This window comes from Rahnella inusitata, from assembly GCF_018288855.1.
GTDB classification, from domain to species: Bacteria; Pseudomonadota; Gammaproteobacteria; order Enterobacterales; family Enterobacteriaceae; genus Rahnella; species Rahnella inusitata.
On sequence record NZ_CP065024.1, the window covers coordinates 1151422 to 1176697 of the forward strand.

The 25276-nt window shown below is 52.0% G+C and carries 24 protein-coding genes and 4 tRNA genes; 24 read left to right on the forward strand and 4 right to left on the reverse strand.

The features are described from left to right. The 5 genes from truD (at position 1) to rpoS (ending at position 4697) form a co-directional block, all read left to right on the forward strand. Entirely contained in the window at positions 1 to 1047 is a 1047-nt protein-coding gene (gene truD / locus I2123_RS05400; protein ID WP_213052470.1) for a tRNA pseudouridine(13) synthase TruD, read from the forward strand. Beyond that, positions 1028 to 1792 carry a 5'/3'-nucleotidase SurE gene (gene surE, locus I2123_RS05405; RefSeq protein WP_213051949.1) on the forward strand — a complete coding sequence of 255 codons (765 nt, stop codon included), beginning with the start codon at positions 1028 to 1030 and terminating at the stop codon, positions 1790 to 1792. The genes truD and surE overlap by 20 nt, the downstream gene beginning before the upstream one ends. Further along, the gene (locus I2123_RS05410) at positions 1782 to 2408 is read left to right on the forward strand and encodes a protein-L-isoaspartate(D-aspartate) O-methyltransferase (RefSeq protein WP_112164705.1); all 627 of its coding nucleotides are present in this window, start codon (positions 1782 to 1784) and stop codon (positions 2406 to 2408) included. The genes surE and I2123_RS05410 overlap by 11 nt, the downstream gene beginning before the upstream one ends. Before the next feature lie 231 nt (positions 2409 to 2639). Next, complete coding sequence (gene nlpD / locus I2123_RS05415; protein ID WP_112164706.1) at positions 2640 to 3659, forward strand: murein hydrolase activator NlpD; 1020 nt, start codon at positions 2640 to 2642, stop codon at positions 3657 to 3659. 51 nt (positions 3660 to 3710) lie between these two features. Next, entirely contained in the window at positions 3711 to 4697 is a 987-nt protein-coding gene (rpoS, locus tag I2123_RS05420) for an RNA polymerase sigma factor RpoS (protein WP_056772811.1), read from the forward strand. A gap of 147 nt (positions 4698 to 4844) precedes the next feature. Here the strand turns inward: rpoS and mutS are convergent, their stop codons facing one another. Beyond that, on the reverse strand, positions 4845 to 7391 hold the full coding sequence (gene mutS, locus I2123_RS05425; RefSeq protein WP_213051950.1) for a DNA mismatch repair protein MutS: 2547 nt from the start codon (positions 7389 to 7391) through the stop codon (positions 4845 to 4847). A gap of 260 nt (positions 7392 to 7651) precedes the next feature. Between mutS and mltB the strand changes: the two genes are divergently transcribed. The 14 genes from mltB to luxS all read left to right on the forward strand — a co-directional run bounded on the left by mltB (position 7652) and on the right by luxS (position 19048). Further along, positions 7652 to 8755 (forward strand): lytic murein transglycosylase B, encoded by a 1104-nt coding sequence (mltB, locus tag I2123_RS05430; RefSeq protein ID WP_112164707.1) that lies wholly within the window; start codon positions 7652 to 7654, stop codon positions 8753 to 8755. A gap of 159 nt (positions 8756 to 8914) precedes the next feature. Beyond that, positions 8915 to 9409, forward strand: coding sequence for a nicotinamide-nucleotide amidase (gene pncC / locus I2123_RS05435; protein WP_112164708.1), 495 nt, complete (start codon positions 8915 to 8917; stop codon positions 9407 to 9409). Positions 9410 to 9516: 107 nt separating this feature from the next. Continuing rightward, positions 9517 to 10581, forward strand: coding sequence for a recombinase RecA (gene recA / locus I2123_RS05440; protein ID WP_112164709.1), 1065 nt, complete (start codon positions 9517 to 9519; stop codon positions 10579 to 10581). 241 nt (positions 10582 to 10822) lie between these two features. Beyond that, on the forward strand, positions 10823 to 11389 hold the full coding sequence (gene recX, locus I2123_RS05445) for a recombination regulator RecX (RefSeq protein WP_208640474.1): 567 nt from the start codon (positions 10823 to 10825) through the stop codon (positions 11387 to 11389). Positions 11390 to 11527: 138 nt separating this feature from the next. After that, entirely contained in the window at positions 11528 to 14155 is a 2628-nt protein-coding gene (alaS, locus tag I2123_RS05450) for an alanine--tRNA ligase (protein WP_112164711.1), read from the forward strand. Between the two features lie 255 nt (positions 14156 to 14410). Beyond that, positions 14411 to 14596, forward strand: coding sequence for a carbon storage regulator CsrA (gene csrA, locus I2123_RS05455; RefSeq protein WP_013574027.1), 186 nt, complete (start codon positions 14411 to 14413; stop codon positions 14594 to 14596). Between the two features lie 325 nt (positions 14597 to 14921). Further along, a tRNA-Ser gene (locus I2123_RS05460) sits at positions 14922 to 15014 on the forward strand. A gap of 8 nt (positions 15015 to 15022) precedes the next feature. After that, positions 15023 to 15099: transfer RNA gene (locus tag I2123_RS05465), tRNA-Arg, on the forward strand. A gap of 110 nt (positions 15100 to 15209) precedes the next feature. Further along, positions 15210 to 15286: transfer RNA gene (locus I2123_RS05470), tRNA-Arg, on the forward strand. 46 nt (positions 15287 to 15332) lie between these two features. After that, positions 15333 to 15409: transfer RNA gene (locus tag I2123_RS05475), tRNA-Arg, on the forward strand. Between the two features lie 317 nt (positions 15410 to 15726). Next, complete coding sequence (gene yqaB, locus I2123_RS05480; RefSeq protein ID WP_112169358.1) at positions 15727 to 16293, forward strand: fructose-1-phosphate/6-phosphogluconate phosphatase; 567 nt, start codon at positions 15727 to 15729, stop codon at positions 16291 to 16293. Further along, positions 16290 to 16718 (forward strand): YqaA family protein, encoded by a 429-nt coding sequence (locus I2123_RS05485; RefSeq protein WP_112169360.1) that lies wholly within the window; start codon positions 16290 to 16292, stop codon positions 16716 to 16718. Before yqaB ends, I2123_RS05485 begins: the two co-directional genes overlap by 4 nt. Positions 16719 to 16803: 85 nt before the next feature. Continuing rightward, entirely contained in the window at positions 16804 to 18375 is a 1572-nt protein-coding gene (gshA, locus tag I2123_RS05490; protein ID WP_213051951.1) for a glutamate--cysteine ligase, read from the forward strand. A gap of 157 nt (positions 18376 to 18532) precedes the next feature. Further along, positions 18533 to 19048 (forward strand): S-ribosylhomocysteine lyase, encoded by a 516-nt coding sequence (luxS, locus tag I2123_RS05495; RefSeq protein WP_112169364.1) that lies wholly within the window; start codon positions 18533 to 18535, stop codon positions 19046 to 19048. A gap of 65 nt (positions 19049 to 19113) precedes the next feature. Here luxS and I2123_RS05500 read toward each other — a convergent pair whose 3' ends face one another. After that, complete coding sequence (locus I2123_RS05500; protein ID WP_112169366.1) at positions 19114 to 20403, reverse strand: HlyC/CorC family transporter; 1290 nt, start codon at positions 20401 to 20403, stop codon at positions 19114 to 19116. 13 nt (positions 20404 to 20416) lie between these two features. Next, positions 20417 to 21211 (reverse strand): cytochrome C assembly family protein, encoded by a 795-nt coding sequence (locus I2123_RS05505; RefSeq protein WP_112169368.1) that lies wholly within the window; start codon positions 21209 to 21211, stop codon positions 20417 to 20419. A 164-nt stretch (positions 21212 to 21375) separates the two neighbouring features. Between I2123_RS05505 and ffh the strand changes: the two genes are divergently transcribed. The 5 genes from ffh (at position 21376) to rplS (ending at position 24978) form a co-directional block, all read left to right on the forward strand. After that, complete coding sequence (ffh, locus tag I2123_RS05510) at positions 21376 to 22737, forward strand: signal recognition particle protein (protein WP_112169370.1); 1362 nt, start codon at positions 21376 to 21378, stop codon at positions 22735 to 22737. A gap of 189 nt (positions 22738 to 22926) precedes the next feature. After that, a complete protein-coding gene (gene rpsP, locus I2123_RS05515) occupies positions 22927 to 23175 on the forward strand; it encodes a 30S ribosomal protein S16 (protein ID WP_104924471.1) in 249 nt (82 codons plus the stop codon). Between the two features lie 18 nt (positions 23176 to 23193). Then, the gene (gene rimM / locus I2123_RS05520; RefSeq protein ID WP_112169372.1) at positions 23194 to 23742 is read left to right on the forward strand and encodes a ribosome maturation factor RimM; all 549 of its coding nucleotides are present in this window, start codon (positions 23194 to 23196) and stop codon (positions 23740 to 23742) included. Between the two features lie 67 nt (positions 23743 to 23809). After that, entirely contained in the window at positions 23810 to 24553 is a 744-nt protein-coding gene (gene trmD / locus I2123_RS05525) for a tRNA (guanosine(37)-N1)-methyltransferase TrmD (protein WP_056772780.1), read from the forward strand. A 77-nt stretch (positions 24554 to 24630) separates the two neighbouring features. Beyond that, positions 24631 to 24978, forward strand: a complete 348-nt coding sequence (rplS, locus tag I2123_RS05530; RefSeq protein WP_056772777.1) for a 50S ribosomal protein L19 — start codon at positions 24631 to 24633, stop codon at positions 24976 to 24978. A gap of 93 nt (positions 24979 to 25071) precedes the next feature. On the opposite strand, the gene I2123_RS05535 is transcribed toward rplS, so the two are convergent. Next, the gene (locus I2123_RS05535; RefSeq protein ID WP_112169374.1) at positions 25072 to 25251 is read right to left on the reverse strand and encodes an ogr/Delta-like zinc finger family protein; all 180 of its coding nucleotides are present in this window, start codon (positions 25249 to 25251) and stop codon (positions 25072 to 25074) included. Positions 25252 to 25276: the final 25 nt, after the last annotated feature.

Genomic DNA, 25276 nt, shown 5'->3' on the forward strand with positions numbered 1-25276 from the left:
ATAGATATGTCCCGTCTCACCTGGTTGCTGGGCGAGCCCGTGGCAACCGGACAGCTGAAAGCCAATCCGGAAGACTTTATCGTCGAAGAAGACTTGGGCTTTGAGCCGGATGGCGAGGGTGAACATCTGTTAGTGCGGATCCGCAAAAACGGCTGCAACACGCAGTTTGTCGCCGAGCAGCTGGCGCGTTTTGCCAAAGTGCATCCGCGCGATGTCAGCTACGCCGGTCTGAAAGACAGGCATGCGGTCACTGAACAATGGTTTTGCCTGCATTTGCCGGGCAAAGTCGACCCAGACCTTAGCCAGTTTGATCTCGAAGGCTGCGAAGTGATCCGCGCTTCACGCCATCGCAAAAAAATGCGCATCGGCACACTGAAAGGCAATGCGTTTACGCTGGTGCTGCGTCAGATAAGTGATATTGAGAATGTGGAAACCCGTCTGGCGAAGATAGCAGAACAGGGCGTACCGAACTATTTCGGGACACAGCGCTTTGGCCGTGGCGGCAATAATCTGGTGCAGGCGAAACGCTGGGCAACCAACGAAGCCCGTCCGAAAGAGCGCGCAAAGCGCAGCTTCTATTTGTCGGCCAGCCGCAGCGCGATGTTCAACATCGTCGCCAGCCAGCGTCTGGCGGATAATACGGTGCGTCAGGTGATGCTTGGTGACGCCTTGCAGCTCAGTGGACGCGGCAGTTGGTTTGTCGCGAAAGCGGAAGAGTTTGACTCTCTGCTGCCGCGTGTAGAAAGCGGTGAGTTGCTGGTGACTGCGCCCCTGCCCGGTGATGGCCCGTTAGGGACGCTGGAAGACGCGGAAGCATTCGAGCTGGCTTGCCTGAGCTCTCAGGCTGATCTACTGTCATTACTGAAACGCGAAAGAGTCGAACCTGCGCGTCGCGCCATCATGTTGCAACCGTTACAGATGCATTGGCAACGTTGGGATGATGTGACTCTGGAACTCAAATTCTGGCTACCGGCAGGCAGCTACGCGACGAGCGTTGTGCGCGAGCTGATGCATCTGGATGAAATCAATGCGGATATTACTGAGTAACGACGACGGCGTACTGGCTCCTGGCATTCAGGCGCTGGCGTCCGCGCTGCGTGAATTTGCCGAGGTGACGCTGGTCGCCCCCGACCGCGACCGCAGCGGCGCATCCAATGCGCTGACGCTGGACGGCCCGTTACGTATTCAGTCCTATCCCAATGGCGACACCGCTGTCATTAACGGCACGCCCACCGATTGTGTCTATCTTGGCGTTAATACCCTGATGCGTCCGCGTCCGGACATCGTGGTTTCCGGCATCAACGCCGGTCCGAATCTGGGCGATGATGTGATTTACTCGGGTACAGTGGCCGCTGCTATGGAAGGCCGTCATCTCGGTTTTCCTGCGCTGGCGGTTTCACTCGACGGGCATCAACATTACGACACCGCTGCCATCATCACCTGCCGCCTTCTCAGGGCGCTGGCGCGCGAGCCTTTGCGTACTGGCAAAATTCTGAATGTTAATGTCCCGGATCTGCCTTTGTCTGAAATTAAAGGCATTCGCGTCACGCGTTGTGGTAGCCGTCATCCGGCTGAACAGGTATTTTGTCAGCAGGATCCCCGTGGGCAGGATTTGTACTGGATCGGCCCGCCGGGCGATAAGTTTGATGTCGCGCCAGATACGGACTTTGCCGCCGTTGCGCAAGGTTATGTGTCAGTGACGCCTCTTCAGGTGGATTTAACCGCCTATGCGGCTCAGGATGTCGTGGTCTCATGGTTAGAAAAGGCCGGGGTGAGCGCGAATGGTGAATAAGCCGATGTATAACCTGCTGGAACAGCTGCGCCAGCAGGGTATCCACGATGAAAAATTGCTGCATGCCATTGAGGCCGTGCCGCGCGAGCGTTTCGTCGACGAAGCGTTTCAACACAAAGCCTACGAAAATACTGCGCTGCCGATTGGCTCAGGGCAGACCATCTCCCAGCCTTATACAGTGGCGCGAATGACCGAACTGCTGCGCCTTAAGCCTTCATCACGCGTGCTTGAGATCGGCACCGGTTCCGGTTATCAAACGGCGATTCTGGCGCATCTGGTGGAGCACGTATTTTCGGTTGAACGGATAAAAGGGTTACAGTGGCAGGCGAAGAGACGCCTCAAGCAACTCGATTTGCACAATGTTTCTACGCGCCATGGCGACGGCTGGCTGGGATGGCCTTCGCGAGGGCCGTTTGATGCCATCATTGTCACTGCTGCACCCCCTGAAATTCCCCAAGATTTGCTGCAACAACTCGATGACGGCGGCGTCATGATCCTGCCCGTCGGCGAAGAGAATCAAACTCTGCAACGCATAACCCGACGTGGAGACGAGTTCGCTGCCGAAACAATTGAAGCAGTCCGCTTTGTCCCTCTGGTGAAAGGCGAGCTGGCCTGATCCCGGTACTCTGCAGGACTAACCCCTTAAAATTTAAATACAACTGTTATATGGTGCTGTACTGGCTATGTTGATAGCATCCACTACAGTTTTTTATGGCACAGCGCATTCGGGGATTGGCCTGAGTGGGCATGTTGCCTGCCCGCACGGTATGACATGATACGAAAAGCGCCAGCTGGCGCGGTGTGCGTGGTTAAAGCGTTATTCTGAGATTGCCGTAACGGGGGAAATATGAGCACGGGAAGCCCAATAAAAACACTAAGCCGCATTGCGGTCTGTACGTTTATCAGTGCCTGGATGGCGGGATGTACGAACAATTCAACCACATCGGCACCCATCAGCAGCGTAAATGGCGGCGGTGGCGGTAGTCAGACCCGTCAGAATACTCCGAATTCCTCGCAGCTAAATGCACCTGCGATCGGCTCCGGTGGGCACATTGTGTACAACCGTAGCTACAATTCTATCCCTAAAGGTAGCTATAGCGGCAGCACCTATCAGGTTAAGCGTGGCGACACCCTGTTTTACATCGCCTGGATCACCGGAAACGACTTCCGAGACCTTGCGGCGCGTAACAATATTGCCGCGCCGTACAATCTGGAAGTCGGTCAAAATATCCAGATTAACAACGTCTCTTCGGCGGCCAGCACGGGCGGATCTTTAGCCGTTACGGACGCGACAAATGGTGGTGTTCCGAAAGTTCCGACGGGTGGAATGCTCACAGGTTCTGTGGTTGCATCTCAACCAACTACCACGTATTCTGATTCTTCTGGTAAACAGAATGTAGGTAAGATGTTGCCTTCATCAGGTGCAGTGACCACGACCACACCTGTTGCCGTAGCCAGTACTCCCGTTAGCACTCCGACAAATAATGGCGGTCCGGTTTCCACATGGAAATGGCCGACTGACGGGAAAATTATCGATAATTTCTCAGCTTCTGAAGGGGGAAATAAGGGGATCGATATCGCTGGTTCGCGCGGACAGTCTGTCGTCGCCACCGCCTCAGGGCGTGTAGTGTACGCAGGCAATGCTCTTCGCGGTTACGGTAATCTAATCATCATCAAACACAATGATGATTACCTGAGCGCCTATGCACATAACGATACAATGCTGGTCCGGGAACAACAAGAAGTGCAGGCGGGACAAAAAATAGCGACTATGGGTAGCACCGGAACCAGTTCAGTAAGATTGCATTTTGAAATTCGTTACAAGGGGAAATCCGTAAATCCGCTGCGTTATCTTCCGCAGCGATAACACGGGCAGAGTCTTGAATTCTGCCCTCGGGACCACGGGTAGGAGCAGCTTATGAGTCAGAATACGCTGAAAGTTAACGAGTTACATGATGATGTAGATTTCGATGAGAACAGCGCTGAAGCCTTTGACGAGAAAGCCACAGTCGAAGAGACTGCCGACAACGACGCTGAAGAAGAGTTGTTGTCGCAGACTGTAAGCCAACGAGTGCTGGACGCAACTCAACTGTACCTCGGTGAGATCGGTTATTCCCCTCTGCTTACGGCAGAAGAGGAAGTTTATTTTGCAAGACGTGCGCTGCGTGGAGATGTTCCTTCGCGTCGCCGTATGATTGAAAGTAACCTGCGTTTGGTAGTTAAAATTGCCCGCCGCTACAGTAATCGCGGACTGGCACTGCTGGATTTGATCGAGGAAGGTAACCTGGGTCTGATCCGTGCAGTTGAAAAATTTGACCCTGAGCGTGGATTCCGTTTTTCTACCTATGCGACATGGTGGATACGTCAGACCATCGAACGGGCGATCATGAATCAAACCCGTACCATTCGTCTGCCGATTCACATCGTGAAAGAGCTTAACGTTTATCTGCGTACTGCACGTGAACTTGCGCATAAACTGGACCATGAGCCGAGCGCAGAAGAGATTGCTGAGCAACTCGACAAGCCGGTCCATGATGTCAGCCGTATGTTGCGCCTGAATGAGCGTATTACCTCTGTAGATACCCCGTTGGGCGGTGACTCAGAGAAAGCGCTGTTAGACATTCTCGCGGATGAAAAAGACAACGGCCCTGAAGACACCACGCAAGACGACGATATGAAACAGAGTATCGTGAAGTGGTTATTCGAGTTGAATGCAAAACAGCGTGAAGTACTGGCGCGCCGTTTCGGCCTGTTGGGCTACGAAGCTGCGACGCTGGAAGACGTGGGTCGTGAGATTGGCCTGACACGTGAACGTGTTCGTCAGATTCAGGTAGAAGGTTTGCGTCGCCTGCGTGAGATTTTGCAGGGACAGGGACTGAGCATCGAAGCTTTGTTCCGTGAGTAATGTGCTCTGCGAGTCATTCGCTTTTAGGCAATAAATACAGCATCAAATTTGGCATCAAAAAGAACGGTGGGCTAATCCCCACCGTTTTTTATTTCTGTCATGTCACTGTCTGTGAGTTTAATAAACAGCATTCGCGTTATGCGGCTGTTACACCAACTCTTTCAAACGATAAATCCATTCCAGCGCCTGTCGCGGCGATAGCGAATCCACATCCAGTGCTTCCAGTGCTTCGACCGCCGGTGAGACATCTTCTGTCAGCAGCGCCAGTTGCGGGCCATCAACCTTGCTGGCTGCGGCGTTGTTTGACAACGTTTCCAGCTCCTTCAGTTTCTGGCGCGCTCGCTTAATCACATCACGGGGTACACCGGCCAGTGCGGCCACGGCCAGACCGTAGCTCTTGCTGGCGGCGCCGTCCTGCACACTGTGCATGAAGGCAATGGTGTCACCGTGCTCGATCGCATCCAAATGGACATTGACCGTGCCTTCCATTTTTTCCGGCAGTGTGGTCAGTTCGAAGTAATGGGTGGCGAACAGGGTCATCGCTTTGATACGGCTGGCCAGATTTTCGGCGCAGGCCCATGCCAGCGACAAGCCGTCATAGGTTGAGGTGCCACGGCCGATTTCATCCATCAGCACCAGACTGTTTTCGGTGGCGTTATGCAGAATGTTAGCGGTTTCGGTCATTTCAACCATGAAGGTCGAGCGGCCGGAAGCCAGATCGTCAGCCGCACCGACGCGCGTAAAGATGCGATCGACCGGACCAATGGTTGCCGCGTCCGCAGGCACATAGCTGCCAATGTGCGCCATCAGAACAATCAGCGCCGCCTGCCGCATATAAGTACTCTTACCGCCCATATTTGGACCGGTAATGATCAGCATGCGTCGTGCCGGAGACATGTTCAGCGGGTTGGAAATAAAAGGTTCACTAAGTACCTGTTCGACGACCGGATGACGTCCGCCGGTAATGTGTATTCCCGGCTTTTCGCTCATGGTCGGACAGGCATAATTAAGCGTATAAGCACGTTCAGCCAGATTGCTCAGTACGTCGAGCTCAGCCAGCGCACTGGCGCTTTGTTGCAAAGCGGAAAGATGTGGCATCAGCAGGTCGAAGAGTTCTTCATATAATGCTTTCTCCAGCGACAGCGCTTTCCCCTTAGAGGTGAGGACTTTGTCTTCATACTCTTTCAGTTCGGGAATAATATAGCGCTCGGCGTTTTTCAACGTCTGGCGGCGAACGTAATGAATTGGTACCAGATGGCTCTGACCGCGGCTGACCTGAATGTAATAACCATGAACGCCGTTGAATCCGACCTTGAGCGTATCCAGCCCCAGCTTTTCACGTTCACGGATTTCTAAACGATCCAGATAATCTGTCGCACCATCGGCCAGCGCGCGCCATTCGTCGAGCTCAGCATTATAGCCCGGCGCAATCACGCCACCGTCGCGAACCAGCACTGGCGGGCTCTCGATCACAGCGCGTTCCAGCAGTTCCACCAGATCAGTGAAGTCGCCAGTCTGTTCAACCAGTGTCTGAACATACTCCGCGCCGGTATCGTTTAAAATCTCACGGATTTCCGGCAACTGTTGGAGCGCATGGCGCATACGGGCCAGATCGCGTGGACGTGCGCTGCGAAGTGCCAGACGTGCCAGAATACGTTCCAGGTCGCCCACCTGACGCAGCACTGGCTGTAAATCTGCGGTTATATCCTGCAATGCGCCAATCGTGCGCTGGCGGTTTGCCAGCATTTTGATGTCGCGGCTGGGCATGTGGATCCAGCGCTTGAGCATGCGGCTGCCCATCGGCGTAACCGCCTGATCCAGCACAGACGCCAGCGTGTTTTCAACGCCACCGGCCAGATTTTGCGTGAGCTCCAGATTACGGCGCGTGGCCGCATCCATAATGATGCCGTCTTGCTGGCGTTCCATGGTGACACCACGGATATGGGGCAGGGCGGTGCGCTGGGTGTCTTTCACGTATTGCAGCAGACATCCGGCCGCACGCAGCGCCTGCGCGGCCTGTTCAACGCCAAAACCACTTAAATCGCGGGTGCCGAATTGCAGATTCAGTTGCTGCTTCGCCGTTTCAAGCTCAAATTCCCACATTGGGCGACGACGCAGACCACGGCGGGACGCAATCAGCGGCATCGCCTCAAAGCTTTCCGGGTACAGCAACTCTGCCGGATTGGTGCGCTGCAACTCTGCGGCCATCGTTTCGAGATCGTCAGGCTCGGCGACACGAAAACGGCCCGAGCTGATGTCCAGCGTTGCATAACCGAAACCGCGTCCGTCCTGCCAGATGGCAGCCAGCAGATTGTCTTGGCGTTCGCTCAGCAGGGCTTCATCACTCACCGTGCCTGGGGTGACGATGCGCACCACCTTGCGATCCACCGGTCCTTTGCTCAGAGCCGGATCACCAATCTGTTCTGCGATTGCGACGGATTCGCCCAGCTGTACCAGCTTCGCCAGATAACCTTCTACAGCGTGATAAGGCACGCCCGCCATCGGGATCGGCTCACCGGCAGAGGAACCGCGTTTGGTCAGCGAGATATCCATCAGTTGCGACGCGCGTTTCGCATCGTCATAAAACAGTTCGTAGAAGTCGCCCATACGGTAAAACAGCAGAACTTCCGGGTTCTCTGCTTTAAGACGCAGGTACTGCTGCATCATGGGGGTGTGGGCTTCCAGTCCGCTCATATTGTTTTTCTTTTGATTGATTTCATTCAATTTTATTCATCCTGTTGGCTCATAGCGCCTGATGCAACGACTTTACAACGGATCCTAACGTGAGTAGAGGTAAAAAACCACGTTGCTTGCAGAAGATGCGTAACGTCACACAAATGGCTGTAAACCTGCATCGTCAGCCTCCTTGTAAAGACGACGATTTTCAGTTTTTTCGGCTCTGATAATGCACTAACATACCCTCACCTCTTTTATTGCATGGTTACGGATATCCGATGCGCCTCCTGGCTGTCATTCTTCCCCTGGTTTTAACACTTTCTGCTTGTAGCAGTAATAAGCCTCCGGCTCAGCCTGATGGCCCGCGCAACCCTTTCTCTGATGGAAGAAATGCCAGCACTAATGCGGCACCCAGCGGCGGTTTTTTGTTGCAGGCCGAACATACCGGTGCAGTGCAGAACGGTGACTTTGCCTATGACCCGGCGATGAATCAGTTTGTCGATAAAATGGTTCGCGAACATGGATTCGACCGCCAGCAGTTGCACGATGTGCTGGCGCAGACAAAACGTTTAGGTTTTGTGCTCAGATTGATGGATCAACAGGCGCCGTCAGGGGGCCCGTCGACTGTGCCGAACGGCGCATGGAACCGTTATCGCAGTAAATTCATTACGCCGGACAACGTGCAGAATGGCGTGGTGTTCTGGAACCAGTATCAGGATGCGTTGCAACGCGCCGAGCAGGTTTACGGTGTGCCGCCAGAAATCATTGTCGGCATTATCGGCGTGGAAACCCGCTGGGGGCGCGTGATGGGGAAAACTCGCATTATTGATGCGCTGGCGACCCTATCCTTTGCGTATCCGCGTCGGGCGGAATATTTTTCCGGCGAGCTGGAAACCTTCCTGCTGATGTCGCGTCGTGAAGGTGACGATCCGCTAAGTCTGCGCGGTTCTTTTGCTGGTGCGATGGGGTATGGCCAGTTCATGCCGTCGTCTTATCGTGATTATGCGGTGGACTTTAACGGCGACGGACACGCCAACCTGTGGGATCCGATTGATGCTATCGGCAGCGTGGCCAATTATTTCAAAGCACATGGCTGGACTAAAGGTGCTCCGATCGCAGTACCGGCAGCCGGTCAGGCGCCGTTGCTTGAGAATGGCTTCAAAACCAAGTATCCGCTCTTTACGCTGAAAGCTGCAGGGCTTAGTCCGCTGGGTTCACTGGGAAATTATCAGGAAGCCAGCCTGCTGCGCCTTGATATGGGCACGAATTACCAGTACTGGTACGGACTGCCGAACTTCTACACCATCACTCGTTACAACCATAGCGTGCATTATGCAATGGCGGTATGGCAACTGGGGCAGGCAGTGAAAGCTGCACGATGAACCGGTCGTGATTTCTTCTGAGGGTCGCCTGGTGCGGCCCTTATTTTTGCTTTTTATCCTAATTCTGAAGGCATCGCGCAAATAACTGCGTTGGGACTCACAGATTGAAAGAGAAATGCTAACATCGGGAGAGTTTCAGCTGAACCGTCAGGAGGGAAGATGACCGAACAACGTTTACATGAACTGAGTGTGGAAATCGGTTCAGAGCTAAAAGCGCAAGGGCTGTGGATCACCTGTGCGGAATCCTGTACCGGGGGGTTAATTGCCAAAGCCATCACCGATATTGCCGGTAGCTCAGCGTGGTTTGACCGCGGATTTGTGACGTACAGTAATGCCGCCAAGCATGAGCTGCTCGGGGTTTCCGAGGCAACACTTGAGCAGTATGGCGCGGTGAGCGAACAGGTTGTTCGCGAAATGGCGCAGGGCGTTCTGCACGCTGCCGGAGCAGACATCGGCTTGTCGGTCAGCGGCATTGCCGGGCCTGACGGCGGTTCGACAGAAAAACCGGTCGGCACCGTATGGTTTGGTTTCGCCGGAAGAGACGGGCGGATCGTGACCGCGAAACAACACTTTTCCGGCGATCGCGAAGCGGTGCGTTTGCAAGCTGCTGTTTTTGCGATACAAACCGCATTGTTTGAGTTTCTGCAAAATTAGGCTTGATACTGTATGAGCATACAGTATAATTACTGCCAATTACCTGTACATAAATTATATTCAGTGATGCAGGCGGGATGTTCCCCTGTATCAGACGAGGAGTAAAAATGGCTATTGATGAGAACAAGCAAAAAGCGTTAGCTGCAGCACTGGGCCAGATTGAAAAGCAATTCGGTAAAGGCTCCATCATGCGTCTGGGTGAAGATCGCTCTATGGACGTGGAAACGATCTCTACCGGCTCTTTGTCTCTGGATATCGCGTTAGGCGCCGGTGGTTTGCCGATGGGCCGTATCGTTGAGATTTATGGCCCGGAATCCTCCGGTAAAACTACGCTGACCCTTCAGGTTATTGCTGCCGCACAGCGCGAAGGCAAAACCTGTGCGTTCATCGATGCGGAACATGCACTTGACCCTATCTACGCGAAGAAATTGGGCGTAGATATCGACAACCTGTTGTGTTCTCAGCCGGATACCGGCGAACAGGCTCTGGAAATCTGTGACGCGCTGACCCGTTCAGGCGCGGTCGACGTTATCATCGTCGACTCCGTTGCTGCACTGACGCCAAAAGCAGAAATCGAAGGCGAAATCGGTGACTCTCACATGGGCCTTGCGGCACGTATGATGAGCCAGGCAATGCGTAAGCTTGCCGGTAACCTGAAAAACGCCAACACCTTGCTGATCTTCATCAACCAGATCCGTATGAAAATCGGTGTGATGTTCGGTAACCCGGAAACCACCACCGGTGGTAACGCCTTGAAATTCTACGCCTCTGTGCGTCTGGATATCCGCCGCATCGGCGCTATCAAAGAAGGCGACGTGGTGATCGGCAGTGAAACGCGCGTGAAAGTTGTGAAGAACAAAATCGCTGCGCCTTTCAAACAGGCTGAATTCCAGATCTTATACGGCGAAGGCATCAACATTAACGGCGAGCTGATCGATTTGGGCGTTAAGCACAAACTGGTCGAAAAAGCCGGTGCATGGTACAGCTACAACGGCGAGAAGATTGGTCAGGGTAAATCTAACTCCTGCAACTATCTGAAAGAAAACCCGAAAATCGCTGCTGAACTGGATAAAAAACTGCGTGATATGTTGTTGAGTGGCACTGGTGAACTGGCCGCTGCAACCACAGCAGAACTTGCAGACGACGATATGGAAACCAGCGAAGAGTTTTAATTTCGCCGGTATCTGAAAGCAGGGCTTTTGCTCTTCACTTTCAAAAACAAAATGTTGTCGAAAAAATGCCAGCCTGGCTTCCAGGCTGGCATTTTTCGCATCAGGGGAGTCACTCATGTCCGATGAAAAATCGTCCAATGGCAACACCATCGATCTGCAAAAGTTGCTTGAGCAGGTAGAACAGGAAAGCGCCGCATCCTCGCTGTTTGCCCCTCAGGAAAAAGACGCGGATGCGGCGAAGATCAATTCGCTGATGAACCGTGCGATGCGTCTGCTTTCACAGCGCGACCACGGTGAGATGGAACTGCGTAAGAAGTTGCGCACACCACCGGTGCCTTTCGTTAAACCGGCGAACAAGAAAAGTAGCTGGTCATCTCGCAAGCGACCGGCGCAGAATGAATTCGCAGAGGAAAATATTGTCAGAGCTAAGCCCGAACCGCGTCCGGTGCCGGAAGAGATCCCTGAAGAACATGTGCAGGCGGTGATCGACTATTGCTATCAGCATCACTGGCTGGATGACGCCAAATTTGCTGACCGCTATATTTCAGGGCGCAGTAACAAGGGCTATGGCGCGCAGCGCATCCGTTCAGAATTAATGCAAAAAGGTGTCGACAAAGAAATCATTACGACGGCACTGGAAAACACCGAGGTAGACTGGTGTATTCTGGCGCGCGAACTGGCAGTCAGAAAATTTGGTGAGGATTTGCCTACTGACTGGAAAGAAAAATCAAAAGTTCTGCGTTATTTGCTCTATCGCGGCTTCTTTCAGGAAGAAATACAGTCTATTTATCGCGATTTTGACGATTGACCGCATACGGTATTTTACTTCCCCGCGCAGAAATTTTATCTTATCCGCACTTTTTCGTTCGTGAGCTGTACAGATCGCTGCTCTAAGCAGCGTTATCCGGCTCAAGAGCCGTTCTTCCAGCATGATTCCGGGATATTTATGAGCAAGAGCACCGCTGAGATCCGTCAAGCGTTTCTCGATTTCTTCCAGAGCAAGGGACACAACGTTGTTTCAAGCAGTTCGCTTGTTCCGACAAACGATCCGACACTGTTGTTTACCAATGCCGGGATGAACCAATTCAAAGACGTTTTCCTCGGTCTGGATAAACGCGATTACAGCCGTGCCACTACGTCTCAGCGTTGCGTACGCGCGGGTGGTAAGCATAACGATCTCGAAAACGTCGGTTACACCGCACGTCACCACACCTTCTTCGAAATGCTGGGCAACTTCAGCTTCGGCGATTACTTCAAGCATGATGCAATCAACTACGCCTGGGAATTACTGACCGGCGAAAACTGGTTCAATCTGCCGAAAGAAAAGTTGTGGGTCACTGTCTATGAGACTGATGACGAAGCGTTTGAAATCTGGGAAAAAGAAGTCGGCGTTCCAAAAGAACGCATTATCCGCATCGGCGATAATAAAGGCGGTGCGTTCGCTTCTGATAACTTCTGGCAGATGGGTGACACCGGTCCTTGCGGCCCTTGCACCGAAATCTTCTTTGATCATGGCGATCACATCTGGGGCGGCCCTCCGGGTTCTGCAGAAGAAGATGGCGATCGCTACATCGAAATCTGGAACATAGTGTTCATGCAGTTCAACCGTCAGTCTGACGGCACCATGCTGCCACTGCCAAAACCGTCCGTAGATACCGGAATGGGGCTCGAGCGCATCACCGCTGTTATGCAACATGTGAACTCAAACTACGACATCGACCTTTTCCAGAAACTGATCGCCGCTGTGGCCGAAGTCACCGGCGCGACCGATCTGACCAGCAAATCTCTGCGCGTTATTGCCGACCATATCCGTTCTTGCGCATTCCTGATTGCTGACGGCGTGATCCCATCGAATGAAAACCGTGGCTATGTGCTGCGTCGTATCATTCGTCGCGCGATCCGTCACGGCAACATGCTGGGCGCGAAAGACACCTTCTTCTACAAACTGGTTGCTCCGTTGATTGACGTAATGGGCCCGGCGGCAGAAGAACTGAAACAGCAGCAGGCGATGGTTGAGCAACTGCTGAAAACCGAAGAAGAGCAGTTTGCCCGCACTCTGGAACGTGGTCTGGCCTTGCTTGACGACGAGCTGTCCTCACTCAAAGGCGACACGCTGGACGGTGAAATTGCTTTCCGTCTGTATGACACCTTCGGTTTCCCGCTGGATTTGACCGCTGACGTGTGCCGTGAGCGCAATCTGAAAGTTGACGAAGTCGGTTTCGAAAAGGCGATGGAAGTTCAGCGTCGTCGTGCTCGTGAGTCCAGCGGTTTCAGTGCAGATTACAACAGCATGGTTCGTGTGGATGGCGTCACTCAGTTCTCCGGCTACGAACATATGCAGCGCGATTCCAAAGTGGTCGCGTTGTTCATCGACGGTCAGTCAGTCAATGAAATTCAGGCAGGCGATAACGCTATTGTGGTCCTGGATGACACGCCATTCTATGGCGAATCCGGTGGACAGGTAGGTGATAAAGGCATCCTGAAAACTGCGGCTGGCATCTTCAATGTATCCGATACCCAGAAGTACGGTAAAGCCATCGGCCATCAGGGCTCGCTCAGCGCGGGTAAACTGAGCGTCGGTGACAGCGTTGAAGCGCAAGTGGATGCAGCACGCCGGGACCGTATTCGTCTCAACCACTCTGCGACTCACTTGCTGCACGCGGCATTACGTCAGGTACTGGGCAAGCACGTCGCGCAGAAAGGTTCTCTGGTTAACGACAGTTACCTGCGTTTCGACTTCTCACATTTCGAAGCGATGAAACCAGAAGAAATTCGTCAGGTCGAAGATCTGGTGAACGCGCAAATTCGTCGTAACCTGCCTATTCAGACCACCATTATGGATCTGGATGAAGCAAAAGAAAAAGGTGCAATGGCGCTGTTCGGTGAAAAATACGAAGACAGCGTTCGCGTGCTGAGCATGGGCGATTTCTCCACCGAACTCTGTGGGGGTACGCACGCCAGCCGTACCGGCGATATCGGCCTGTTCCGTATTCAGAGCGAATCCGGCACTGCTGCAGGTATCCGTCGTATCGAAGGGATCACCGGTGAAAACGCCATTAATGCACTGCATCAGCAAAGCGATTTGCTGCAAGATGTCGCGCATCTGGTGAAAGGCGATGTGAACAGCATCACCGATAAAATCCGTTCCCTGATTGAACGCTCACGCGTGCTGGAAAAAGAACTTCAGCAAGTGAAAGGCCAGCAAGCCGCGCAGGAAAGTGCGTCCTTGTCGGGTCAGACTAAAGAAGTGAAAGGCGTTAAGTTGTTAGTTCGTCAGCTGGATAACGTAGAGCCTAAAATTCTGCGTACGATGGTTGATGACCTGAAAAATCAGTTAGGGTCAGTGATCATTGTGCTGGCGACCATCGCGGACGATAAAGTCAGCCTGATTGCCGGTGTGACAAAAGATCTGACCGACCGTGTCAAAGCAGGGGAGTTGATCGCTTCTGTTGCCCAGCAGGTGGGCGGCAAAGGCGGTGGTCGTCCTGACATGGCACAGGCAGGGGGAAGCGATGTTCAGGCCTTACCGGCGGCTCTGGCTACCGTAGAGGCCTGGGTTGAATCCAAGCTGTAAGAAGAAATAAATCGCAAACCTGGAAAGCGCCATAATGTATTGTGCAATATGGCGTTTTCAGTCTTAATGGTGGGGTAGGCTTCGCGACAGGGTCGCGACAACGATGATTTCAGCTAAACTAAAAGTACTCATGGCTGAAGTTGCAGGCCGCTTACATTTAATGTAAGGGTCATGGCTTACGTTTTACCCGCTTATGATCGATAATGGCCGGGAAACTGAGAGACCCGACTCTTTTAATTATTCAAGGAGCAAAGAATGCTGATTCTAACTCGCCGAGTTGGTGAAACCCTCATGATTGGCGATGAGGTTACTGTTACCGTTTTAGGTGTTAAAGGTAATCAGGTACGTATTGGTGTGAACGCGCCAAAAGAGGTTTCCGTCCACCGTGAAGAGATCTACCAGCGCATCCAGGCTGAAAAATCTCAACAGACGAGTTACTGATTTACGAGGCGTCTCGCTGACGGCGAGGCGCTGAACCTCTTTTCTACGTATTACCGATTTCCCTGCCTGTATTTCTCTGTGTTTTTTCTGCTTTCTTTTCTTTTGAGCCCGGCGCTCTGATCCCCTTTGCACAAAAAATAATGTGAATTTTCTGCATTTTTCCCGCTTTATTGCCTTCAAACTGCTCATGTTGCGCGTGAAATGTTCAATCGAGTGATTGTTAGGAAAAAAGGGTTTGACTTATAAGGGCCAGAAAGTAATATGTGCGCCACGCAGTGCCGATGAGCTTGAACAAAGTTAATCAGCACACTCGCAAGAGGCGTATGGTGAGGTGGCCGAGAGGCTGAAGGCGCTCCCCTGCTAAGGGAGTATGCGGTCAAAAGCTGCATCCGGGGTTCGAATCCCCGCCTCACCGCCATTTAAAATGCACCCATAGCTCAGCTGGATAGAGTACTCGGCTACGAACCGAGCGGTCGGAAGTTCGAATCTTCCTGGGTGCACCATACTTTCCAAAGCGTATGTTGATTTGCAATCAAATGAGCGTAATGGGCAGAGGCTAACGCCGATGTAGTAGGGAAAAATGATCAGGTAAATCTGCAGTAAGAATCAAAATGCACCCATAGCTCAGCTGGATAGAGTACTCGGCTACGAACCGAGCGGTCGGAAGTTCGAATCTTCCTGGGTGCACCATTCTTCCTCTTAGTATTTTCCGAAGTAAAATCAGCACGACCCCAATGCACCCATAGCTCAGCTGGATAGAGTACTCGGCTACGAACCGAGCGGTCGGAAGTTCGAATCTTCCTGGGTGCACCATATTTTGTGTATGTTGAAGCGATGATAAAATTTTATATTGCACTCAACATGCAGATAGCACGAAGGAAGATAACGTTGCTTTAGCAACGACCCGCAGGGCGAGGCATTAGCCGAGTAATCTTCCTGGGTGCACCATATTAGAGAAACCCGCTTCGGCGGGTTTTTTGCTTTCTGCATTTCATCTGCGCCTTTCTCTCTTCATTTTCCTGATTTTTCAGACGTGTTCGGATGTGCTCTGTGAACGGACAAAATGCGACTTTCGCCAGACTTTGCGATAAAGTAGTTTTCCAGTTTTTTTCGTGAGCATGGAGCATTCGATGTACGATCAATACGAAGGGCTAATATTTGATATGGATGGCACCATATTGGATACCGAGCCGACTCACCGTAAGGCATGGCATCAGGTATTAACCAAATACAGCATGCATTTTGATGTCGAATCCATGGTTGCTCTGAATGGTTCTCCGACCTGGCGCATCGCCAAGTTTGTAATCGACAGTAATAATGTCGAAATGGATCCGCATATTCTTGCCGCTGAGAAAACCGCTGCGGTGCAAGAAATGTTGCTGGACACGGTACGTCCGTTGCCGTTGATTGATGTCGTCAAGGCGTATCACGGTCGCCGTCCGATGGCGGTAGGCACGGGCAGTGAACACTGGATGGCGGATGCTCTGCTGCGTCACTTAGGCCTGCGCGATTGCTTTGATGCGATTGTCGGCGCTAATGATGTGCAGAACCATAAACCCGCACCAGATACCTTTTTGCGTTGCGCTGAGCTCATCGGCGTGCCTCCCGAGAAATGCGTCGTCTTTGAAGATGCAGATTTTGGTATTGAGGCGGCCAGACGCGCCAATATGGCTTTTGTGGACGTGCGTACGCTGTGAGTAGTGCTGTGGCGCTGGCTTCCTTATTCGGCAGCAGCTTTTTAAGTGCCACGTTGTTACCCGGCAATTCAGAAGTTTTATTAGTGGCTTTATTGTCAGCTGGCAGTGCAATGCCAGCGGCACTGGTTTTGTCCGCTTCTGTTGGCAATACCTTAGGTGGCATAACCAACGTCATCATCGGCCGCTTTCTGCCGCAGCTAAAGCCTCAGCGTGGGTTACATGTTGCACAAGGCTGGCTGAAGCGCTTCGGACCGGCCGCTTTATTGCTGAGCTGGCTACCGGTGATTGGCGATGTGTTATGCGTTTTAGCAGGTTGGCTGCGAATGCCGTGGGGTCCGGTGGTCTTTTTCATGTTTATTGGAAAAGCGGTGCGTTACGTTCTTATTACTGTGGTAACGCTACAGGGGCTTTCATGGTTCGGTTAGATTGGCATCAGTCATCAATTATGGTCACATCTATGCAGACTCACTATGCTTGCAAATCAATGATTTCACAGAGCGGGAGGTCAATTTGATCCCGGATGTATCACAGGCGCTTTCCTGGCTGGAAGCGCATCCTCAGGCACTTAAAGGTATTCGTCGCGGTATTGAGCGTGAAACGCTGCGTGTTAATCCCGATGGTTCATTGGCGACAACCGGACATCCGGAATCCTTAGGTGCGGCGTTGACGCATCGCTGGATCACCACCGATTTTGCTGAAGCCTTATTAGAATTTATTACGCCCGTCGATGACAACATCGAGCATCTGATGGCGTTTTTGCGTGACATTCATCGTCACGTTGCCCGGGAGCTCGGTGAAGAGCGCATGTGGCCATTCAGCATGCCGTGCTTTATCGAATCCGGACAGGACATCGAACTGGCGCAGTACGGTTCGTCTAACGTCGGGCGCATGAAAACGCTGTATCGCGAGGGGCTGAAGAACCGTTATGGCGCGCTGATGCAGGTCATTTCCGGCATCCATTACAATTTCTCACTGCCGTTGACATTCTGGCAAGAGCGTCTGGGCGTTACGGATGCGGAAAGCGGCAAAGAAGCGATTTCAGCGGGTTACTTTAAGCTGATCCGCAACTATTACCGTTTTGGCTGGGTGATCCCGTATCTGTTTGGCGCGTCGCCTGCGATCTGTTCGTCATTCCTGAAAGGACGTAAAACGGATCTGCCTTTCGAATATACCGAAGGCGGGATGTGTTATCTCCCGTATGCGACGTCGCTGCGTCTGAGTGATTTGGGTTACACCAATAAATCGCAGAGCAACCTGGATATCACCTTTAACGATCTTGAAACTTACGTCAAAGGCGTTAAAAGGGCGATCCGTACGCCATCGGCAGAATATGCCGAGATGGGAGTGAAGAAAGACGGGAAATATCTGCAACTGAACACCAATGTGTTACAGATTGAGAACGAGCTTTATGCGCCAATTCGTCCTAAGCGCGTGACTAAATCAGGTGAAACGCCTTCTGAGGCGCTGCTGCGTGGTGGGATCGAATATATTGAGGTGCGATCGCTGGACGTCAATCCATTCTCCCCTGTGGGGATTGATGCGACGCAGGCGCGTTTCCTCGATCTGTTTTTGGTATGGTGTGCCTTAGCTGACGCACCTGAGATGAACAGCGATGAGCTGCGTTGTACTCGCCAGAACTGGAATCGCGTGATCCTCGAAGGGCGTAAGCCGGGTCAGACGATTGGCATCGGTTGTTATGACGAACGCAAACCGCTGGATCAGGTTGGCAAAGATTTGTTCGCTGATTTGAACCGCGTGGCACAGGTGATGGACAGCCAGAATGGCGACCATCTGTATCAGGACGTTTGCAAGGAACTTGTTGCGACGTTTGATGATCCGGAGCTGACTTACTCCGCGCGTATCCTGAAAGCACTGAAACAGCAGGGCGTGGGTAATTTAGGGCTGGAACTGGCCGAGAAATATCGTCAGATGCTGGTCAGCGAACCGCTGGAAGTATTGGATGAAAGTGCATTGCTGGCAGAACAGGATGGGTCATGGCAGCGTCAGCGCGACATGGAAGCCGGTGACACGCTAAGCTTAGAAGACTATCTGGCTGCTCACGCAGGCGGTACCGAAGAGTAGAAAAGAAAAAGGCCACAATTAATGTGGCCAAATAAACATCTCTGTTTACAGGGATGATGATAACAAATGCGCGTCTTTCACTAATTAAGACCCGCGTGCTGGGAAAAGGTTTCCTGAGTTCGTAAAAAAATTTAATTTATTTAGGAGAGGTGACGATATGCCACTGTTGGATAGCTTTACCGTAGACCATACCCGTATGGCAGCACCTGCTGTTCGCGTCGCAAAAACCATGAAAACCCCACACGGGGACACCATCACTGTGTTCGATCTGCGCTTCTGTCGCCCGAATATTGAAGTGATGCCAGAGCGTGGTATTCATACGCTGGAGCACCTGTTCGCAGGCTTTATGCGTAATCACCTGAACGGAAACGGCGTCGAGATCATCGATATTTCTCCGATGGGTTGCCGTACCGGGTTCTACATGAGCCTGATCGGTGTGCCGGAAGAGCAGTTGGTCGCGGATTCCTGGAAAGCGGCGATGGAAGATGTTCTGAAAGTGAAAGAACAAAGTCAGATCCCTGAGCTGAATGAATATCAGTGCGGTACCTTCGAGATGCATTCCCTGAAAGAAGCGCAGGAAATCGCGCAGCACATTGTCGATCACGATGTTGTCGTGAACCGTAACGACGATTTGGCTCTGCCAAAAGAAAAACTGTCTGAATTGCACATCTAGTTCATTGGGCAGACGTAAAAAAAGACGCGAATTTCGCGTCTTTTTTATGTCTGCAACTCTTGCGGCTAGCGCTGATTTACGGTGCTTTGTAAGGGTTGGAGAGGGCGAACCTGAACCTGTTTGATCATGTTCTCCTGCACATCCAGAATTTCGACTTCATAATTCTTAATCCGCAAGTTTGTGCCGATGACTGGGATCTCTTCCAGCACTTCCAGTAGCATGCCATTCATAGTCCGTGGCCCGTCAGAAGGCAGATTCCAGTTAAAGGCTTTGTTCAGTTCACGAACGTTCGCACTGCCTTCAATCACAACAGAACCATCGCTTTGAGGCGTCACCTCTTCGGCCAGGGTAGGTGACATCGACGTGGTAAAATCACCGACGATTTCCTCGAGGATATCCTCGACTGTCACCAACCCCTGTATATCGCCGTACTCATCGACCACAATTCCGGCTTTCTTCTTATTGCGCTGGAACTTGACCAGCTGAATATTCAGCGGCGTGCCTTCAGGGATGTAGTAAATCTCATCGGCGGCGCGCAGCAGGTTCTCTTTAGTGAACTCTTTTTTCTCCGTCATGAGACGATACGCTTCTCGCAGGCGCAGCATGCCTATTGCGTCATCGAGTGAGTCACGGTAAAGCACAATACGACCATGCGGTGAATGCGTTAGCTGGCGGATGATGGACTTCCAGTCATCGTTGATATCGATACCGACGATATCATTGCGCGGCACCATGATGTCATCGACCGTCACCTTCTCAAGGTCGAGCACTGAAAGCAGCATGTCCTGATTACGGCGGGAGATTTGCGAGCGCGATTCATTCACGATAGTCCGCAACTCTTCTTTGCTCATCGCATCGCTGAGGCTGGTGGTGGTTTTAATACCGCACATTCTCATCAGCAGACGCGAGAGGCTGTTTAGGATCCACACTAAGGGCATCATGATGGTTTGCAGCGGGCGCAACAAAATACTGCTCGGGAAAGCGATGCGTTCCGGGTTCAGTGCCGCGAAGGTTTTCGGCAGGACTTCGGCAAACAGCAGTACCACGAAAGTCAGCACGCCGGTCGCAATTGCCACACCGGCATCGCCGTAAAGACGAATGCCCACAATTGTTGCCAGAGCGGAAGCAAGGATGTTGACCAAATTGTTGCCGATAAGCACCAGACTAATCAGTTGATCCGGGCGTTTTAACAGCTTTTCGACGCGACGTGCGCCGCGGTTACCCTGCTTGGCCAGGTGACGTAACCGGTAACGGTTGAGTGTCATCATACCGGTTTCGGAGGCTGAGAAATAAGCCGAAACCACCACCATGATGATCAATATGATGATCAGGGTTGTTGTCGAGACGTGCTCCAACGGGAATTCCTTATTATTGATGAACCATGATTTGCTGGATCAGGCGACTGCCAAAATAGGCGAGAGTCAGGAGAATGGCGCCAGCCATGCTGAACCATACCACGCGGCGGCCACGCCACCCTTCGTGATAATGACCCCACAGCAGGACGATATAAACGAACCATGCCAGTATCGATAAGACGGCCTTGTCGATATTCTCCGGGCTGAACAAATTGTTCAGATACAGCAAACCGGTGCACAGCGTCAGCGTCAGTAAAATGACACCGATCTGGGTGATGTGAAAAAGTTTACGCTCGATGCTCATCAGTGGCGGCATATCGGCAGTAAAGGTGAGACGTTTGTTCTTCAGCTGATAATCGAGCCACGCCAGCTGCAGTGCGTAAAGTGCGGCAATCATCAGTGTTGCATATGAGAACAACGCCAGGCCGATGTGAACCAGCAAGCCTTTACTTTCCTCAAGATGCGTAATGAATTCGCCCGGCAGAAATGTCACAAAGGCCAGATTGATCAGAGAAAAACTGTAGACGATCGGTAGAACGAACCAGCCACGATTGCGCGAGGCGACAATCGTCATGACCGTGCCAATGATTAAACTCACCACCGAGCCGATATTGACCAGACTCAGGTTCTGGCCGGTGCTGACGTCAAAGATGCGCTGCTGCAACGCAACGGCATGACATACCAGCGCCACCACCACGGAAATCAGTGCCAGACGCCGATATGCGCTGTTCTTCCGAATAATGCTCGGAATGATCAGTGCAAGGCTGAACAGATAGGCCAACATGGCGACGAGAGCAAAAACTGACATAGCGTTTCAGTAGCATCGAAAAGTGAATGAGAACCGCAGTATAACGTTACCCGCGTCACGCTCCAACCTATCTGAGACGCCAAAGCAGAGATCGTCAACGCTTCGTGTTATAATCCCGCAATTACGTCGCAAAAGCGGCCTGTCATTACGTTGAGCAAGAGACGATGTTTGAGAATTTAAGCGATCGATTGTCGCGCACACTGCGCAATATCAGCGGCCGCGGGCGGCTGACCGAAGAAAATATCAAAGAGACATTGCGTGAAGTCCGCATGGCGTTGCTGGAAGCAGACGTTGCGCTGCCGGTCGTCCGCGACTTCATTAACCGGGTGAAAGAGAGCGCCGTTGGCGTTGAGGTCAATAAGAGCCTTACACCGGGTCAGGAATTCGTCAAAATTGTCCAGAAAGAACTGGAAAACGCGATGGGCGAGGCGAACACCGAGCTCAATTTAGCGGCACAGCCACCGGCCGTCGTGCTGATGGCGGGTTTACAAGGTGCGGGTAAAACCACCAGCGTCGGTAAACTGGCGAAATTCCTGAAAGAAAAGAAAAAGAAAAAAGTGCTGGTGGTGTCTGCCGACGTTTATCGCCCTGCGGCGATCAAACAGCTGGAAACGCTGGCACAGCAAGTTGAAGTGGATTTTTTCCCGTCGGATGCACAGGAAAAGCCGGTTGATATCGTTCGCCGCGCCCTTCAGCAAGCCAAACTGAAATTTTATGACGTTCTGATCGTCGATACCGCCGGCCGTTTACACGTCGACGAAGCGATGATGGACGAGATCAAACAGGTTCACGCCGCGATTAATCCGGTTGAAACGCTGTTTGTTGTCGATGCCATGACCGGTCAGGATGCCGCAAATACCGCGAAAGCCTTTAACGAAGCGTTGCCGCTGACGGGTGTGATCCTGACGAAAGTCGACGGTGACGCCCGCGGTGGTGCTGCGCTGTCGATTCGCCATATCACGGGCAAACCGATCAAATTCCTCGGTATGGGTGAAAAAACCGATGCTCTGGAGCCGTTCCACCCGGATCGTATCGCTTCGCGTATTTTGGGCATGGGTGACGTTCTCTCACTTATCGAAGATATTGAGAGTAAAGTCGACCGCGCGCAGGCTGAGAAATTGGCCAGCAAGCTCAAAAAAGGCGACGGCTTCGACCTGACCGACTTCCTCGATCAGCTCAAGCAAATGCGCAACATGGGCGGTATGGCGAACATGATGAGCAAATTGCCGGGCGTCGGGCAGTTGCCGGACAACGTCAAATCTCAGATGGACGATAAAGTGCTGGTGCGTATGGAAGCGATCATCAATTCGATGACGATGAAAGAGCGCGCTAAGCCAGAAATTATTAAAGGGTCCCGTAAGCGTCGTATTGCGATGGGTTCCGGCATGCAGGTGCAGGACGTTAACCGCTTACTCAAGCAGTTTGACGATATGCAGCGCATGATGAAGAAAATGAAGAATGGCGGTATGGCGAAAATGATGCGTGGCATGAAAGGTATGATGCCACCGGGTTTCCCAGGCCGCTAATCGACAAGACTGGCTATTTATCAGCCACATAAACGGCCCCAAACGTACTCAGGCAAATAGCGACGGAGGCAATCTACGCTTTCGATTGCTTTTTGCGCCAAAATGAGTAAAATTTTGGGGCTTTTTATATTGCAACCAGACCCCGTTCCCCGATGGGGTCTGGTTGTTTTATTAACTAAAGAGGATGTTATGGTAACAATTCGTTTAGCACGTGGCGGCGCAAAAAAGCGTCCGTTTTATCAAGTAGTAGTGACCGACAGCCGCAACGCTCGTGACGGTCGTTTCATCGAACGCGTAGGTTTCTTCAACCCATTGGCTTCTGGCCAGGCTGAAGCACTGCGTCTGGACCTGGATCGTATTACCCATTGGGTAGATCTGGGTGCAACCGTTTCTGATCGCGTTTCTTCGCTGATCAAAGACGCTAAGAAAGCAGCTTAATCTGTCGCGGTGGTGGCAATGAGCAAGCAATCCAATCCAGTGGTACCCGCTGAGCCGTTAGTACTCGGCAAAATGGGTTCAACATACGGCATTCGCGGTTGGCTCAGAGTGTTTTCATCCACCGAAGACGCTGAAAGCATCTTCGAATACCAGCCCTGGTTTATCCAGCGTGCCGGTAAGTGGCAGGTTATCGAGCTGGAAGGCTGGAAACGCCACACTCAGGACCTGATTATCAAAGTCAAAGGCGTTGATGATCGGGATGCAGCGAATCTGCTGACCAATTGCGAAATTGTCGTCGATTCAAAGCAGCTACCAACACTGGAAGACGGTGACTATTACTGGAAAGACCTTTTTGGTTGCCAGGTAGTGACAACTTCCGGTTACGAACTGGGCAAAATCATCGATATGATGGAAACCGGTTCTAACGATGTGATGGTAGTCAAAGCCAACCTGAAAGATGCCTTCGGACTCAAGGAGCGGTTGATTCCGTTCCTCGATGGGCAGGTTATCAAGAAAGTCGATCTCGCTACTCGCACTGTCGAAGTAGATTGGGATCCTGGTTTTTGACCTCCGTAACGTTTACTGATGTAAACAACGGCGGGTTGAGCGGCAAAGCATTTGTAAGGGGTAGGCTATGTGGATCGGTATAATTAGCCTGTTTCCTGAAATGTTCCGCGCAATCACCGATTACGGGGTAACTGGCCGGGCAGTTAAGAATGGCCTGTTGAGCGTAAACTGCTGGAGTCCTCGTGACTTCGCATACGATCGACATCGTACCGTGGACGAGCGCCCTTACGGCGGTGGTCCCGGCATGCTGATGATGGTGCAACCTTTACGGGAAGCGATTCATGCAGCAAAAGCAGCGGCAGGCGAAGGTGTGAAAGTGATTTATCTTTCACCTCAGGGGCGCAAACTGGATCAAACCGGTGTTTGCGAACTGGCGGCCCATCAGAAAATTATTCTGGTGTGTGGCCGTTACGAAGGGATTGATGAGCGCGTAATCAAAACCGAAATTGATGAAGAATGGTCAATTGGTGATTATGTTCTCAGCGGTGGTGAGTTGCCGGCAATGACTCTGATTGATTCAGTTTCCCGCTTTATACCGGGCGTTCTGGGTCGTCAGGCTTCAGCAGAAGAAGATTCTTTCGCTGACGGATTGCTCGATTGCCCCCACTATACCCGCCCTGAAGTGTTGGAAGGCATGGAGGTACCGTCAGTTTTACTGTCGGGAAACCACGCTGATATACGTCGCTGGCGCCTGAAACAGTCGCTGGGTCGAACCTGGCTTAGAAGACCTGAACTTCTGGAAAACCTAGCTCTGACTGACGAGCAAGAGGTGTTACTGAGAGAGTTCCAAAAGGAACATCGACTCAGTTAACAAAACTATGAGGGACCGCTTGAGCACTTTGCTAAGCCTTCCCGATATATCAGTTTACCTAGGGTAAGAGACATATTATGAGCAATATCATTAAACAGATCGAACAAGAGCAGATGAAGCAAGACGTACCTGCATTCCGTCCGGGTGATTCCGTGGAAGTTAAGGTATGGGTCGTTGAAGGTTCTAAAAAGCGTCTGCAGGCATTCGAGGGCGTGGTTATCGCTATTCGTAACCGCGGTCTGCACTCTGCATTCACTGTTCGCAAAATTTCTAACGGCGAAGGTGTTGAGCGTGTATTCCAGACTCACTCCCCAGTAATCGACAGCATTGCTGTTAAACGTCGTGGTGCCGTTCGTAAAGCTAAACTGTACTACCTGCGTGAGCGTACTGGTAAGTCTGCTCGTATCAAAGAGCGTCTTAACTAAGGTATCGCTAACGCGACATCGACTAGTTAATAGAGAACAAGGGGTTAGCCAATGGCTAACCCCTTTTTTTATCTCTGAATGACCTTAATTTTACTACGCCGCTGATTTTTCGCTCCCAGGTTTTGAAATGACGCGAGCGACGGATTCGTGTGTGGCAAAGGTGCAGCTACACTCGATGTTCTGGCACTGATGATACCGTTCTTTCGTAGACTCACTCAGATATCGGCTTGAGCGTGTGTGGGCGACTTTTCCACAAAGCGGGCAATGCATCATAAAAACCTCCGGCATGACAGGTAAG